The 14,406-nt window shown below is 71.5% G+C and carries 14 protein-coding genes; 2 read left to right on the plus strand and 12 right to left on the minus strand.

The features are described 5' to 3' along the window. Positions 1-20: 20 nt before the first annotated feature. The 12 genes from AB0F52_RS06605 to AB0F52_RS06660 all read right to left on the minus strand — a co-directional run bounded on the left by AB0F52_RS06605 (position 21) and on the right by AB0F52_RS06660 (position 12,386). Positions 21-1,301 carry a hypothetical protein gene (locus AB0F52_RS06605; protein WP_360165284.1) on the minus strand — a complete coding sequence of 427 codons (1,281 nt, stop codon included), beginning with the start codon at positions 1,299-1,301 and terminating at the stop codon, positions 21-23. Beyond that, positions 1,295-1,900 (minus strand): ABC transporter ATP-binding protein, encoded by a 606-nt coding sequence (locus tag AB0F52_RS06610; RefSeq protein WP_360165287.1) that lies wholly within the window; start codon positions 1,898-1,900, stop codon positions 1,295-1,297. Before AB0F52_RS06610 ends, AB0F52_RS06605 begins: the two co-directional genes overlap by 7 nt. Beyond that, positions 1,897-2,772: an LLM class F420-dependent oxidoreductase gene (locus AB0F52_RS06615; protein ID WP_360165290.1), complete on the minus strand. Its 876-nt coding sequence runs from the start codon at positions 2,770-2,772 to the stop codon at positions 1,897-1,899. Before AB0F52_RS06615 ends, AB0F52_RS06610 begins: the two co-directional genes overlap by 4 nt. A gap of 14 nt (positions 2,773-2,786) precedes the next feature. Continuing rightward, on the minus strand, positions 2,787-3,629 hold the full coding sequence (locus AB0F52_RS06620) for a TIGR03621 family F420-dependent LLM class oxidoreductase (RefSeq protein WP_360165293.1): 843 nt from the start codon (positions 3,627-3,629) through the stop codon (positions 2,787-2,789). 70 nt (positions 3,630-3,699) lie between these two features. Continuing rightward, entirely contained in the window at positions 3,700-5,523 is a 1,824-nt protein-coding gene (locus tag AB0F52_RS06625; RefSeq protein ID WP_360165296.1) for a phosphoenolpyruvate carboxykinase (GTP), read from the minus strand. Between the two features lie 347 nt (positions 5,524-5,870). Beyond that, positions 5,871-6,566, minus strand: a complete 696-nt coding sequence (locus tag AB0F52_RS06630; protein WP_360165299.1) for a hypothetical protein — start codon at positions 6,564-6,566, stop codon at positions 5,871-5,873. A gap of 101 nt (positions 6,567-6,667) precedes the next feature. Continuing rightward, on the minus strand, positions 6,668-8,506 hold the full coding sequence (locus AB0F52_RS06635; RefSeq protein WP_360165302.1) for a dynamin family protein: 1,839 nt from the start codon (positions 8,504-8,506) through the stop codon (positions 6,668-6,670). Further along, positions 8,503-8,958: a nucleotide exchange factor GrpE gene (gene grpE / locus AB0F52_RS06640; protein ID WP_360165305.1), complete on the minus strand. Its 456-nt coding sequence runs from the start codon at positions 8,956-8,958 to the stop codon at positions 8,503-8,505. Before grpE ends, AB0F52_RS06635 begins: the two co-directional genes overlap by 4 nt. A gap of 18 nt (positions 8,959-8,976) precedes the next feature. Continuing rightward, complete coding sequence (locus AB0F52_RS06645) at positions 8,977-9,591, minus strand: TetR/AcrR family transcriptional regulator (protein ID WP_360165308.1); 615 nt, start codon at positions 9,589-9,591, stop codon at positions 8,977-8,979. Next, entirely contained in the window at positions 9,588-10,067 is a 480-nt protein-coding gene (locus AB0F52_RS06650) for a hypothetical protein (RefSeq protein ID WP_360165311.1), read from the minus strand. Before AB0F52_RS06650 ends, AB0F52_RS06645 begins: the two co-directional genes overlap by 4 nt. Before the next feature lie 96 nt (positions 10,068-10,163). After that, positions 10,164-10,811, minus strand: coding sequence for a hypothetical protein (locus AB0F52_RS06655; protein ID WP_360165314.1), 648 nt, complete (start codon positions 10,809-10,811; stop codon positions 10,164-10,166). Positions 10,812-10,871: 60 nt separating this feature from the next. Next, positions 10,872-12,386: a dynamin family protein gene (locus AB0F52_RS06660; protein ID WP_360166593.1), complete on the minus strand. Its 1,515-nt coding sequence runs from the start codon at positions 12,384-12,386 to the stop codon at positions 10,872-10,874. A gap of 208 nt (positions 12,387-12,594) precedes the next feature. Between AB0F52_RS06660 and AB0F52_RS06665 the strand changes: the two genes are divergently transcribed. Both AB0F52_RS06665 and AB0F52_RS06670 read left to right on the plus strand, forming a co-directional pair. Continuing rightward, complete coding sequence (locus tag AB0F52_RS06665) at positions 12,595-13,752, plus strand: sensor histidine kinase (protein ID WP_360166596.1); 1,158 nt, start codon at positions 12,595-12,597, stop codon at positions 13,750-13,752. Next, positions 13,749-14,405, plus strand: coding sequence for a response regulator transcription factor (locus AB0F52_RS06670; RefSeq protein WP_360165317.1), 657 nt, complete (start codon positions 13,749-13,751; stop codon positions 14,403-14,405). Before AB0F52_RS06665 ends, AB0F52_RS06670 begins: the two co-directional genes overlap by 4 nt. Position 14,406: the final 1 nt, after the last annotated feature.

Here is a 14,406-nt window from a genome sequence, read left to right on the forward strand (position 1 = left end):
TTCGTCGCACCGAGGGTAGGTCAAACGGCGGCGGCGAGCAGCACGATGCCGACCAGCTGGAGGTCGAGACCGCGGAAGAGCTGGCGGGCGAGGTTGGCCGGCATCGGGCCCATCGGGGTGTCGACGAACCCGGGATTCGCGTAGTCAACAGCGGTCCGGGTGACCGTGCGCAGGATCGAAAGCACCGACAGCGGCACGGCGAGCCACGCCGTCGCGGCGAACGACGTCCCACCCGCGAGGGTGACCACGACGAGCACCGTCCCCCAGAGCGAACCCACCCCGGCGAGCACCAGGCCGTGGGCCAGCACGAGGGCACGGTCCGCCGAGCCCACCCACCGCCGCCGGCCCGGATTGCGCCAGAGCTCGCCGAGCCCGCCGCCGAACGGCATCAGCGCGACGTACCCGCCGATGCCGACCAGGACCGCGCCCGGCACCGTCGGCACCGCGATGTGCGCGACGACGACCGCCAGGCCGACCAGCAGCGCCGCGCCCGCGTACCGCACCCGGCCGAGGGTGCCCGCCCAGGCCAGCCGCAGCGGCGTCGGGCGGCGCAGCGAAAGCCCGCCGGCCGGCGCGGACGGCGGGAGCAGCATCATCGGGTCGAGGAACGTGACGGCGACCGAGCGCAGCACCCGGCCGTCCCACCCGGCGAGCAGCGCCGCCCGGCCCGCGCGCGACACCGGTTCGCCGCCGAAGGCCAGCGGCAGCGCGGCGGCCAGCACCCCGGCCGCGACGAACTGGACGGTGGCCGGGCCGAGGCCCAGCGCGGCGATCACCAGGCCGAGAACCGCGAGCGCCAGCGGACCGAGCGCGTCGAGACGCAGCGACGTCCGCCGAGCCGAAGCGAAAGCCGCCACCCCGGTCGCGACGACGATCGCCACCGCCGCCCGCCACTGCTCCAGCCCGGCGCCCCCGACGGCGAGCAGCAGCGCGGCCAGGTAGCCGGTCACCACGACCACGCCGGTCCACGCGCCGAGCAGCCGCAGCGTGACGACGCGGCCGCGATCCACCGGGGCGAAGTCGAGCCAGGTCAGCTCGGCCGGTTCGACCCACGCGAAGCCGCGCCGCAGCAGGCCGCGCCAGCCCACCGCGCAGCAGAGCGTCAGCAGGCCGAGCACGGCCGGGAAGTCCACAATGGACGACCCGTAGAGCGCGGGGCGCCAGCCGTCGACGTGGAAGAACGCGGTGAACAGGAACCCGAAGCCGAACAGGAGGACGAAGGTCGCGGTGTCGCCGCTGAAGATGCCGCCGAACCGTTTGCGCCCCGGGATCCGCATCCGCCTCGGAGTCAGTGTCACCACAGTTCGAGCACGCTGTCCGCGGCTTCCAGCAGCGGCGGGTGGTGGGTGGCCACCACGACCGCCGCGCCGGCCGCCGTCGACCGGGCGATCACCTCGACCAGCCACTCCTTGCCCGCCGTGTCCAGCGCGCGTTCCGGCTCGTCCAGCAGCAGCACCCGGTGGGGCCGGGCGGTGACGCCGAGCAGCAGCAGGCGACGGCGCTGCCCCGCGGAGAAGTGCCCGGACGTCACGCGCATGCGTTCGCCGAGGCCCGCGTCGCGCAGCAGTTCCTCGTGGTCGCCGAGGTCGGCGCCGAACGAGCCGGACAGCAGCTCGAGGTGCTGCAACGGCGTCAGCTCGGCGAAGAAGTCGGAGTCGTCGAACAGCACCGACACCTTGCGCCGGAACTCGACGTCCCGCTCGTCCGGCAGCTTGCCGTCGACCAGCACGCGGCCCCGCTGCGGCTTCTGCATGCCGTAGAAGCAGCGCATCAAGGTCGACTTGCCGACGCCGTTGGGCCCGACGATCGCGGCGCACTCCCCGGGGTCGACGGAGAAGTCGAGGTCGTCGAACAGCCACAGCTCGCCGGCCCGGACGCCGACTGCCTTCGCGTCGATCATCGGAGGGCTTCGAGCACCGGGGCGAACTGGTCCATGTTGTGCTCCAGGACGGTGTAGTAGGTCAGGCCGAACCGTTCGCGGTGCGCGTGGAGCTGCTCGGCCACCTCGGCGGGGGTGCCGGCCAGCACGGTCGGCAGCTCGGCGAGCTGTTCGGCCGTCAGCAGGCCCCGGAAGGTGTCTTCGAACTGCCTGAGCGCGGCCTTGCGGTCATCGGTGATGTGCACGAAGTGGACGAGCAGGTTGAACTCGGCGACGCGGTCGCCCAGCTTCGACCGGACGAACCGGACGCGCTCCTCGATGTCCCCGGCCGTCGCCGGGGCCAGCGCGGCGCCGTCGGGTGTCTTCGCCGTACCGGTGAAGCCGATGATGTCGGCGTGCTCGGCGGCGAGCGTCAGGATCCGGTCGCCGCGGCCGCCCAGCAACAGCGGCGGCCCTTCGGGGCGGACCGGCGCGGGCTTGTGCTCCGGGTCCGCGTACAACCGCTTGAGCTCGGTGATCGTCCGCTCGAGGTGGTCGACGCGCTCGCGGGCGGACGGGAACGGCATCCCGGCGGCCTCGAACTCCTCCTTGACGTACCCGGCGCCGAGCCCCAGCTCCAGCCGTCCGCCGGTGAACTGGTCGGTGCCGGTGACGTCCCGGGCCAGCAGCACCGGGTTGTAGAACGGCGCGTTCAGCACGAAGGTGTTCAGCTTGACGCGCGAAGTGACCTCGCCGGCGAGCACCAGCGCCGGGAACGGCGGCGCCATGCCCAGGTGGTCGGCCGCGGACAGGACGTCGTAGCCGAGATCCTCGGCCCGGCGGCACTTCTCGACCCAGGCGGCGCGGGTGTCCGGCACGACCATGTTGACGCCGAAGCGGAAATCCCCAGTCATGCCGCCCAAGGTACTCAGTGGAGTTTTCCGATCACCGGGGCGAGCCTGGTCAGGTCGTCTTCGAGCACCGTGAAGTAGCTGGCGCCGAGGGTCTCGCGGGTGCGCAGCAGCTGCTCGGCCACCGCTTCCGCCGAGCCGACGAGGACCGTGGCCAGCTCGCCGAGCTCCTCGACGCCGAGGTGCGGCACGAGCCGGTGTGCCGTCTCCAGGGCCGTCCGCCGGTCATCGGTGATCCGGACGAAGTGGACCATCAGGTTCAGCTCGACGTCCCGGCCGCCGAGCACCCGCTTGACGAAGCCGGCGCGCTCGGCCAGCGCGGCGGAATCGGCCAGGGCCAGCCGTCCCTCGGCCGCGCCGGGCGCGGTGCCGGTGAGGGCGATGGTGTCGGCGTGCTCGGCGGCGAAGGTCAGCATCCGGTCGCCGCGGCCGCCGAGCAGCAGCGGCGGCCGCGGGCGGCCGGTGAACGCGCGCTCGATCTCGGTGACCACGTCGACGAGCCGGCGGAACCGGAGGCCGGGTGTGCCCCAGTCGATCCTGGCGGCTTCGAACTCCGCGCGGACGTACCCGGCGCCGACACCGATCTCCACCCGGCCGCCGGTGAACTCGTCGAGCGCGGCGAGGTCGCGGCTCAGCAGCACCGGGTTGTGGAAGCTCGCGTTGAGGACGTAGGTGTTGAGCCGGATCCGCTCGGTCGCCTCGGCGGCGAGCAGCAGCGCGGGCACCGGCGCGACCCGGCCGAGGTGGTCGACCACTCCGACGACGTCGTAGCCGAGGTCCTCGGCCCGGCGGCACTTCGCCACCCACTCGGCCCGTGAGCCGGGCACGTACAACGCCACCCCGAAGCGGAACGGTCTCATGGCCGCGAAACTACCCCGAAACGGAAGACGGGGACGCCCCAAGGGACGTCCCCGTCTTCGGTCAGGAAGTTCAGCTCAGGCGCTGGGCCAGCGCGTCGAGCTCGTCACGCAGCGACGTCGGCACCCGGTCGCCGATCTTCTCGAACCACTCCTCGATCAGCGGCAGCTCCTCGCGCCACTCCTCGGGCTTGACGTCCAGGGCGGCCTGGATGTCCTCGAGCGGCTCGGTCAGGCCCTCGGTGTCGAGGTCCTCGGCGCGCGGCACGAAACCGACCGGCGTCTCGACGGCGTTGCCCTTGCCCTCGACGCGCTCGACGACCCACTTGAGGATCCGCGAGTTCTCGCCGAAGCCCGGCCACAGGAAGCGGCCGTCGTCGCCGCGGCGGAACCAGTTGACGTAGAAGATCTTCGGCAGCTTGTTCGCGTCGGCGTTCTTGCCCAGGTTCAGCCAGTGCTTGAAGTAGTCACCGGCGTGGTAGCCGAGGAACGGCAGCATCGCCATCGGGTCGCGGCGGACGTTGCCGACCGCACCGGCGGCCGCGGCGGTGGTTTCCGACGACATGGTGGCGCCCATGAACACGCCGTGCTGCCAGTCGCGGGCCTCGTTCACCAGCGGCACCGTGGTCTTGCGGCGGCCGCCGAACAGGATCGCCGAGATCGGCACGCCCTTCGGGTCGTCCCACTCCGGCGCGAGGATCGGGCACTGCGACATCGGCGTGCAGTAGCGCGAGTTCGGGTGGGCGGCCTTCTCGTCCGAGTCCGGCGTCCAGTCCTGCTGCTTCCACGAGGTGGCGTGGGCGGGCTTGTTCTCCATGCCCTCCCACCAGATGTCGCCGTCGTCGGTCAGGGCGACGTTCGTGAAGACCGTGTTGCCCTTCTCGATGGTGCGCATCGCGTTGGGGTTGGTGTGCCAGTCGGTGCCCGGCGCGACGCCGAAGAAGCCGAACTCCGGGTTGACCGCGTACAGGCGGCCGTCCTCGCCGAAGCGCATCCAGGCGATGTCGTCGCCCAGGGTCTCGGCGCGCCAGCCCGGGATGGTCGGCTGCAGCATGGCGAGGTTGGTCTTGCCGCAGGCGCTCGGGAACGCGGCCGCGACGTAGTGGACCTTGTCCTCGGGCGAGATCAGCTTGAGGATCAGCATGTGCTCGGCGAGCCAGCCCTCGTCACGGGCCATCACCGAAGCGATGCGCAGCGAGTAGCACTTCTTGCCCAGCAGGGAGTTGCCGCCGTAACCCGAGCCGTAGCTCCAGATCGCGCGCTCCTCGGGGAAGTGCGAAATGTACTTCGTTTCGTTGCAGGGCCAGGAAACGTCCTTCTCGCCCGGTTCGAGCGGGTGGCCGACGGAGTGCAGCGCGGGCACGAATTCACGCTCGCTGCCGTCCGGCGCGACGAACTTCTCGAGCGCCGCCTTGCCGGCGCGGGTCATCACGCGCATCGAAGCGACGACGTAGGCGAAATCCGTGATTTCGATACCCAGCTTGGGATTGTCGTCACCGAGCGGGCCCATGCAGAACGGGATGACGTACATCGTGCGGCCGCGCATCGAGCCGCGGAACAGCTCGGTCATGGTGGCCTTCATCTCGGCCGGGTCCATCCAGTTGTTGGTGGGACCGGCGTCCTCGGGACGCTCCGAGCAGATGAAGGTCCGGTCTTCGACGCGGGCGACGTCGTTCGGGTCGGAAGTGGCCCAGAAGGAGTTCGGCTTGGCCTTGAGCTGCACGAACGTGCCGGCCTCGACCAGCTCCTGGTTGATCTGGGCGGCTTCTTCGTCAGACCCGTCGACCCACACCACGCGGTCCGGGGTGGTCAGTTCGGCGACCTCCCGGACGAAGGACAGCACGCCGGTGTGCGTCGTCGGCGCGGTGTCCAGTCCGGGGATGGCGACTGCGGTCATCTCTACTCCTGACTTCCGACGACAAATGCGCCCGCACCGGAACGACGTTGTCCCGGTGCGGGCGTCATTGCCGGCGACCGAATGGCTTCGCACACCGGCTGGCGAACCGGTGTCTGCGATTTGGGATTCCCCGAGAGTAGCCGCATGACCGGCAAGTAACCGAGAGCTGACGTGTAGGTTCTCTCACAAGAACGATAAGGGAATCGATTCAGATGTCACTTGATCGGTGTATTCGCTGAAAATCTTCCGGTGGCCCGGGACACAGCTGTGACCTGGTCGTTTTCATTGACGACATGAAGAAAGCCCGGGGCCGCGGCCCCGGGCTTTCAAACTATGACCTGGATCACTCAGTTCGGCGAAATCCACTGCCCCGTGCCGGAGTCGATGCGCGCGACGCCTTCCAGCGTCTGCGTGCCGGCCTCGCCCCAGGCGGCGTCGGCGGCCGGGTCGCTTTCGGCGTTCATCAGTCCACTGGAGACTTCGGTCCACTGGCCGGGGCCGGCGTGCTCGAACGTCGTGGTGGTGCCGTCGGACTCGGTCTGCACCGCGATGTCCGCTTCGCCGTCGCCGTCCTTGTCGGTGAAGGCGATGGTGCCGCCGCTCTTCGTCTCGACGATGGCGGTGTCGTTGTGCCCGTCGTGGTCGGTGTCGATGGTCGCGACCCCGGCGTCCACCTCACCGTCCGGCAGGTCGGCGTGGATGTGGCCGCCGGAGCTGTCATCGCGGCCGGTGCCGGAGTCGTCGTGGCCACCGCCGGCGCCGTCGTGCACCCACTGGCCGCTGGCCTCGTCGTAGACCGCCTGCTCGACGACCTTCCCGTTCTCGTCCAGCACGGCGTAGTGGTCGGCCTCGCCGTCGTGGTTCGTGTCGATGAAGGCCTGGGCCGAGCCGTCGTCGTGCTCGATGATCGCGGTGTCGTTCACCCCGTCTTCGTTCACGTCGTAGTTGACCTCGGCCTGGTACTCCTGGCCGTCGACGTGGACGTGCATCGCGTCCGGGCTGCTCGCGTCGGTGTCGCTGCCGCCGCTCTCGTCGACCCACATGGGACTTCCCCCTTCGAACCGGGTAACACGCTCCGACCTGCTGTCTGAGGGTATGACTCACCGTAGGCCCGTTCGGTTCCGCTCCACAACCGGACCGGCGGTCAGGCCGTTTTGTCCCGGAGGGCCCGGATCCGCGTCAGGAAGGCTTCGGCGCGGTCGCGGCCGTCGCTGACCTCCTTGAGCCGCTTCGACACGACGGCGATCTTCTTGGCCCGCTCCTGCGCACCCATCTTGATCGTCTTGTCGACTTCCTTCAGCTCGGCCTCGATCGCGTCGATGCGCCGGCCCAGCGCCTCGTCGAGCGCCATCGACAGCTGCTGCTCGGCCTCGATGAGCTGCTCGGCGACGAGCTGGTCGAGCGTCGAACGGGCGTCCGCGATGGCCTCGACCAGCCACTGCTTCATGTGCTGCTTGTCGGCCGCGTGCTTGCGCGTGCGGGCCATCCACCAGCCGGCCCCGAGGCCGATGATGATCGTCGCCGGCAGCACCACCGGGTTGAGGATGGCGACGCCGGCCAGCGGGAGCGCGGCGACCTTGCCGGCCCCGACGCCGCCGGAGATGCCCATGAAGACGAGCAGCTTGTCCTCGGCCGTCGGCGGCTTCTTGTCCGGCGGGCGCAGGACCACCGGCGGCCCGCCCGCCCGGGCGAACTGCGCGCGGATGACGTCGAGCTCTTCGGGCGAGAACAGCTCCGACAGCGAAACGTTGGTGACCTGGTTCAGGCGCTGCGAGAGCAGCATCGAAATCCGCTGCGACGTCGTCTGCAGCGCGATGTCGACCTGCTGGGGCAGCGCGGCCAGCTCGTCGCGCTTGGCCGCGTCGATCAGCTGGCGGAAGTGGGTCTGCGCGTCCCGCATCTGTCGGGCGCTCTCGTGCCCGATCTCGACGCGGGTGCGCTGCACCTCGCCACGCAGCTTCAGCTGCCAGCCGCGGGTCGACGTCCGCCGCTCGGCCTGCAGCCGGTCACGGCGCTCGCGCAGCTGCTCGGCCTCGGCCTCACCCGCGGACAACGCCCGGCTCTCGGCCTGCAGCTTCGCCTTGAGCTCGCCGAGCGCACTGGACAGCGCACGCAGCGTGTTCGCCTCGCCGAGCATCGCCGAGCGGCCGACGAGCAGCTCCTGCAACGCCGTCTGGATGGCGGCGACCCCGGACTTCTCGCGCAGCATCGCGGCCATCTGCTCGTTGGGCGCCTTCGCCGCGGTCTCGAACATCCGCGCCGACACCGGGTGGAACACCGCGTCGGCGAAGCGGGGCGCGTATTCGCGCAGCAGCTGCCGGTCGGCTTCCATGATCTCGCGCCAGCCGCGGAACATGTCCACCTTGGTCAGCGCGAACACCACGGTCTCGACGCGCTCGCCGACGTCACGCAGGAACTGCAGCTCGCTCGAAGTGAACGGCGCCGAGGCGTCGACGACGAAGAGCAGCGCGGTGGCGCCCGCGGCGGCTTCCTTGGCGAGCTCGCCGTGCATGGAGTCGAGCCCGCCGACGCCCGGCGTGTCGACCAGCGAAAGCCGCTCCAGCAGCGGCACCGGCCCGGTGACCTCGACGTACCGCGGCGGGATCTGGCCCGGCGGCAGCTCGTGCGCGGCGGAGACCCAGTTGATCAGCTGACCGAGGCCGATCGGCACCGGGGCGAGCTGGCCGGGGTAGCAGGCGTGCGCGGCCCAGGCGTCCGCGTGGTCGAACACCAGGTAGGTCGCGGTGGCGACGTCGGCGTCCACGGGGGACAGTCCCGGCATCGCGAGCAGCGCGTTGACCAGCGAGCTCTTCCCGCGGTTCGTCTCGCCGACGACCACGACGGCCGGCTTCTTCGGCCGGGCCCGCCGGATGCCGTCGACCCACTTGGCGGCGTCCGGATCGGCCTCGCGGACGATGGTCAGCAGCTGGTCTCGGGTCGCGGCGACCTGCGCGGGCAGGCTCGGCGCGGTCGGTGCGCTCACGGGTTCTTCTTCGCGTAGACGGTGACGATCGGGGCGCGCAGCAGGCGGTCGTGGTCGGCGAAGCCGGCGACCTCGGTTTCCGCGACGATGCCGTCGAGCGCGGGGTCTTCGGTCGGGACGGCGCCGCCCGCTTCGTGGTGGGCCGGGTCGAACCGCTCACCGTCGGGCCGCAGGGCCTGGACGCCGATCGCGGCGAGCCCTTCTTCCAGCCGTTCGACGACGCCGCCGCTGCGGGCGCGGTCCAGGGCGTAGAGGCACATCTGGATCAGTGCCTGGCGATCGGCGAGGGCACGGTCGAGATCGGCCGTCTTTTCGGGGGTTCCGGGTGGCGGAGCCCCCGGCTCGGGGCGAAGCCCCGACGAAGACGCAGTGACCTGCTGCTGCAAGGGGTGCACATCGGTGTCCGACGCGGCGGCACCGCGGTCGGTTCCGTCCTTGCGAAACCACGCCATGACCACAGTTTGACTGACTCAGCCGCCCTCCGGGTGCGGAACCGGACGAAGGAACCGGATCAGGATCGTCCGGAGGATCGCCTGCTCGGCGGGCAGATCGAGGTCGTGCTCGAGACTGGCCCGCGAAATCATCGCGTCGATCAGGCCGGCGACCCAGCCGGCGGCCGCGCCCGGGGGGACGCCGGGGTCGATCAGCCCGGCGTCGGCCGCGCGGGTGACCAGCACGGCCAAGCCGTCCCGCAGGGCGCGGTCGTTGCGGCGGATCAGCTCGGCGAAGTCGTCGTCGCGGGCGGCCTGCGCGGCGGCTTCCAGCACGAGCCGGGCGACTGCGGGGTGCGCGAGCTGGCCGGCCAGCTCGGTGACGACGTCGAGCAGCGCCGCCAGCGGATCGGCCGTCTTCGCCGCGGCTTCGAGGCGTCCGGCCGTCTCGGCGGCGTCGTCGGTGAAGATCGCCGTGAACACCGCGCGCTTGCTGGGGAAGTAGTGGAAGAGGCTGCCGGAGCTGATGCCCGCGGCCCGGCAGAGGTCCGCCGTCGTCGTCCGCTCGAAGCCCTTCTCGGCGAAGCAGCCGGCGGCGGCGTCGACGATCGCGCGGCGCTTGGCCGCGTGCTTGGCGGGGTCGACCGTCCTCATCGCTCGACCGGCGGCTCGTCCTGCCAGGGGTAACCGTGCTCGGCGAAGGCCGGCGCCAGCTCGTGGTTGCGCAGGTCGGTCTTTTCGCGGGCGATCTCCCGGCCGTCGGTGGTGCGCAGGACGAGCTCCTTGCCGTCGAGGTAGACGGCTTCGAGGTCGGCCTCGATGCGCCGGGTCTTGTCGCCGCGGACCAGCGTGACCCGGGTCGGTGACACCGTGACGACGAGCCGCTCGTGCGCCCAGATCGCGGCGAACGCCAGGCCGAGCACGAGCCCGCCGGCGACCGCGGCCAGCGTCGCCCACGGCTGCGGCAGCTTCGTGAGCACCTTGAACACGCCCTGGAACGGGAAGGCGGGCAGGTCGCTCACCCAGGCGGCGATGGCCCAGACGCCCACACCGAGCGCGCCCCCGACGAGCGGGCAGCCGACCCAGGACCCGGTGCGCAGCCACGGCGGCTCGTCGACGGTCGTCTCCATGCCACCATTATTAGACCGCGTGCTCGGTTTATGAAAGCCGGGGCGGATCTCGCGTGATCAGAAGCGCATCTCGCGTGATTGGCGGGGCATCACGGGTTAGACGAGGTCGTCGATGACCTGGCGGAGGACCGCTTCCAGGCCCGGGCCGTTTTCGGCGAGGCGGGAGGAGACCAGCAGCTGGTCTTCGGCCGTGCGCAGCCAGATCGAACCGGCGACCGAGATCTCGATGACGTTCAGGCGGAACGGGTAGGCGCGGCGGCCCTGCTTCACCTCGGCCTCGCGCACCAGCTGGCCGAGCCGCTCGCCGGCCACGATCTGGCGGCGGTAGAAGCCGGGTGCCCACGGGGTGGTGCCCGACGGCTCGTTCGTCCCGCGCAGGGCGGGGCCGCGGGCGTTGGCGAAGTGGCGGGCCGCGGCCGGGCCGTAGAACTCGAGCGCCTGCCGCATCGCCGACCCCTGCGCGAGCGCCGGCCGGCCGTAGCGGGAGCGCGGGCTGCGCGGGTCCGGGTCCTCGCGGTTGCGCAGGAAGGCCAGCAGGTCGACCCACCAGTCGGCCCACTGCGCCTGGACGGCCGCGCGGTCGAGCCCGGCCGGGATGTGCACCGGGACCTGGGGCTCGACCGGCGGCAGCACCTGTCCTTCGGAAACGGACAGCGCCAGGGCGTCACGAATGTAGAGCGCGGCGTCGACCTCGGTCTCGCTGCTCCAGCCGGCTCGCCAGGATGTCGTGTTTTCTAGGCGCACGCCTCAACAGTACGCGGAAAGGCGGGCTCACCAGCGGAATTCGGCAAGGCGGAAACAAGCTCAGGCGTCCCGGACCTGTTGCCAGATCAAGAAGTACGCCCGGTGGACGACGTGGGCGACGCGGCTCTGCGCCGGCGTCGCACCGAAGGACGCGAAGGACCGCCACCAGCCGGCGCGCTCGAGCGCGTGCGCGGCCAGCTCCGGCCGCGGGGCGCCGGGCTTGCCGAGCTGGGCGCCGATGTCGGCGTTGCTGCCGACCCGCAGCACCTCTTCGGACAGGTCCTCCGGCATGTCGACCGCGCCGGAGGCGACCAGCGTCAGCGCTTCGAGCAGCCGCAGCTGGTGGGCCTCGGGCTTGGCGAGCAGCACCTCGATGGCGTCGTGGACGCGCTGGCGCTCGGCCGGATCGGCCGAGGCGTGGGCGAGCGCGGTCACCGAGGCCAGCGCCGCGGCCGCCTTGATGCCGTCGGCGCGGGCGGCGAACACCACCGCCAGCCGCTGCCGGACCGCCTCCAGGCCGGACGCGTCGAGCAGCGCCCGCCGCAACGCGCCCGCCGTGATCTCCGGCTCCTTGCGGACGGCCTCGACGCCGTGCGAGACGCCGAACAGGTCGAGCTTCTCCAGCAGCCGCAGGCGGGTGCCCGCCGGGACGTCGCACTCCCAGCTCGTGAAGATGTCGGCCGAGATCAGCATGGTCTGCAGGACGTCGTCGTCGAGCGCGGCGAGCTGCCGCAGCGCGTCGGCGTCGGCGGAGGTGAAGCCGCCGGACTCGGCGGACTCGGCGATCAGCCCGATCACCGGCAGCACGTCGGCGACCCGCGGCTTCAAGGTCGACGCCTGTTTCTCGGCGAGCAGCGTCGCGGCCTTCCAGACGTCGCCGCCGGAACCCTCGACGGACTCGGGCGCGATGGTGTCCGCCTTGTTGAGGACGGCGATCGCGTTGACCGGGCCCGCCTCGCGGCTCGCCGTGGCCGCGGTGAAGGCGGCGAGGGCCTGCTGGTCGTCCGCGCGAACGCCCTGGGTGACGACGTACAGGACGGCTTCCGCGCCCGCGACGGCGTTGCGCGAGGTGTCGTCGAGCTCGTCCGAGCCCTCGTCGTCCTCGTCTTTGCGGTGCTTCGCCGCGCCCAGCAGCTGCTCGGTGCGGGACACCGAAGCGGCGTCGAGCGAGCCGAGGCCCGGGGTGTCGATCACCGTCATGCCCTGGAGGACGGCGTTGGTCAGGTACGCCTCGATGTGCGACACCTGCTCGATGTCGACGCCCAGCTCGGCGGGGATCATGCCGTCGGAGGCGAACGGGAGCACCTGCTTGCGGCCGTCGGTGAAGACGATCTCGACGCGGTCCACCGTGCCGTACTGGAAGCGGGTCACCAGCCGCGTGCACTCACCGATGTCGGTCGGCGCGACCCGGCGCCCGATCAGGGCGTTGACCAGCGTCGACTTGCCCGATTTGATCCGGCCGGCCACGGCCACCTGCAGGGGCGCCCCGAGGCGGCGCAGCACTTCGGCGAACCCGGCGGCGGTGCGCGCGGAGACCTGCGGCTGCAGGCGGTGGCACAGGTTGGCCACCGACATCGACAGCGGGCCCGCGAGCCGGCCCTGCTCCGGTGACGTCACGGCCCCCAGCCCTCCCCGTCGTAGGCGACCACCCCCGGTGAATCGTGCCATGTGCCTCATCCCCAGGTCGCACCGAAGGTGCTACCGGCGACCGACGCGCGAACTCCACCGGGCGACCTAGTGTTGTGTGGTGCGACGGCTGAGCCTCTGGATGCGTGCCCACCCCATGGCGGGTGACACCGTGTTCGCCGTCCTGCTCGGCCTCTTCGACCTGCTGCTGTTCACCGCGGACGGCCTGGACGAGCTCGGGGGGCTGCCGCCCTGGTACGTCGCCGTGCCGGTCGACATCGCGATGGTGCTGCCGCTGGTGTTCCGGCGGAAGTCGCCGCTGTGGTCGGCCTACGTCGTGCTGGTGCTCAGCGTCGTGCACGCGACGCTGGCGCTGGGCATCGCCAGCGTCGCCGGGCTGGCGTTGAGCATCTACTCGGTCGTCGTCTACGCGGGGCGGCGGCAGGGGCTGATCTTCGTCGGCGCGGTCGTGGCCGCGTCGGCGCTGCAGCTGGCGCTGGAGCAGACCGACGAGCTCGGCATCTCCGTGCTGCTCCTCGCGTTCGGGATCGCCCTGTGCTGGACCCTCGGCGAGTTCGTCGGGGCCCGGCGCGCCTACGACGTGGAAGTGGAGGCCCGGTTGCACCTGCTGGAGACCGAACGGGACCAGGCCGCCCGGATCGCGGTGGCCGAGGAGCGCGGGCGGATCGCGCGCGAGCTGCACGACGTCGTCGCGCACGCGGTGAGCGTCATGGTCGTGCAGGCCGACGGCGCTTCGTACGCGATCCAGAGCAACCCCGAGCTCGCGCAACGGGCCCTGCAAACGATTTCCGAGACCGGCCGGGGGGCGCTCGGCGAACTGCGGCGCCTGCTGGACGTGCTCCGCAGCGACGACGCGGACGGCGAGCCCCGGGTACCGCAGCCGGACGCGCACGCCCTCGCCGAGCTGGCCGACCGGATGCGCGCCGCCGGGGTGCCGGTGGACCTGGAACTCGGCGAGCTCGGCGACCTGCCGGCCGGCGTCTCGCTGGGCGTCTACCGGATCGTGCAGGAATCGCTGACCAACACGCTCAAGCACGCCGGGCGCGGCGCGACCGCCGCGGTGCGCGTCCAGCGGACCGGCGACCTGGTGGAGGTACTGGTGTCCGACGACGGCGCCGGCCGCGTCCCCCAGCTGGTCCCCACCGGGCGGCGCGACCCCCGGCTGCCGGGCGGGAACGGCTTGATCGGCATGCGCGAACGCGCGCACGTGTACGGCGGGACATTGGACGTGGGCCCGGCCCCGGGCGGAGGATGGCAGGTCCGCGCGGCCTTGCCGGTTAGGTTGGACAAGTGATCCGGGTGGTGGTCGTCGACGACCAGGAACTGATGCGCGTCGGGTTCCGCATGGTGCTGGGTGCGCAGGCCGACATCGACGTCGTCGGCGAAGCCGGCGACGGCGCGCAGGCCATCGAAATGGCCGAGGAACTGCGTCCCGACGTCGTGCTGATGGACGTGCGGATGCCGGTGCTCGACGGCGTCGAGGCCACCAAGCGCATCGTCGCCGACGGCACCGCGCGCGTGCTGGTGATGACGACGTTCGACCTCGACGAGTACGTCTACGCGGCGCTGCAGGGCGGGGCGAGCGGGTTCCTGCTCAAGGACACCCAGCCCGACCACCTGGTGTCGGCGCTGCGCGCGGTCGCTTCGGGTGACGCGGTGGTGTCGCCGTCGGTGACCCGCCGTCTCTTGGACCGTTTCGTCGGCACCGGCGGCTCCCCGATGCGGGACACCGCCGAGCTGGACGTGCTCACCGACCGCGAACGCGAGGTGCTCGTGCTGATCGCCAAGGGCATGTCGAACCTGGAGATCGCCGACGCGCTCTTCCTGTCCGAGGCCACGGTGAAGACGCACGTCGGGCGGATCCTGGCGAAGCTGGAGCTGCGAGATCGGGTGCAGGCCGTGGTGCTGGCCTACGAAACCGGTCTCGCCCGCCCCGGCATCGCCTGAA

The sequence above is a fragment of the Amycolatopsis sp. NPDC024027 genome (assembly GCF_040638975.1).
Classification (GTDB): Bacteria; Actinomycetota; Actinomycetes; order Mycobacteriales; family Pseudonocardiaceae; genus Amycolatopsis.

Coding starts and splice junctions, on each gene's coding strand:
- AB0F52_RS06625 (WP_360165296.1), bottom strand. CDS start 5,523: ATGACCGCAGTCGCCATCCCCGGACTGGACACCGCGCCGACGACGCAC.
- AB0F52_RS06665 (WP_360166596.1), top strand. CDS start 12,595: ATGGCGGGTGACACCGTGTTCGCCGTCCTGCTCGGCCTCTTCGACCTG.
- AB0F52_RS06610 (WP_360165287.1), bottom strand. CDS start 1,900: ATGATCGACGCGAAGGCAGTCGGCGTCCGGGCCGGCGAGCTGTGGCTG.
- grpE (WP_360165305.1), bottom strand. CDS start 8,958: ATGGCGTGGTTTCGCAAGGACGGAACCGACCGCGGTGCCGCCGCGTCG.
- AB0F52_RS06620 (WP_360165293.1), bottom strand. CDS start 3,629: ATGAGACCGTTCCGCTTCGGGGTGGCGTTGTACGTGCCCGGCTCACGG.
- AB0F52_RS06650 (WP_360165311.1), bottom strand. CDS start 10,067: ATGGAGACGACCGTCGACGAGCCGCCGTGGCTGCGCACCGGGTCCTGG.
- AB0F52_RS06660 (WP_360166593.1), bottom strand. CDS start 12,386: ATGTCGGTGGCCAACCTGTGCCACCGCCTGCAGCCGCAGGTCTCCGCG.
- AB0F52_RS06630 (WP_360165299.1), bottom strand. CDS start 6,566: ATGTGGGTCGACGAGAGCGGCGGCAGCGACACCGACGCGAGCAGCCCG.
- AB0F52_RS06645 (WP_360165308.1), bottom strand. CDS start 9,591: ATGAGGACGGTCGACCCCGCCAAGCACGCGGCCAAGCGCCGCGCGATC.
- AB0F52_RS06615 (WP_360165290.1), bottom strand. CDS start 2,772: ATGACTGGGGATTTCCGCTTCGGCGTCAACATGGTCGTGCCGGACACC.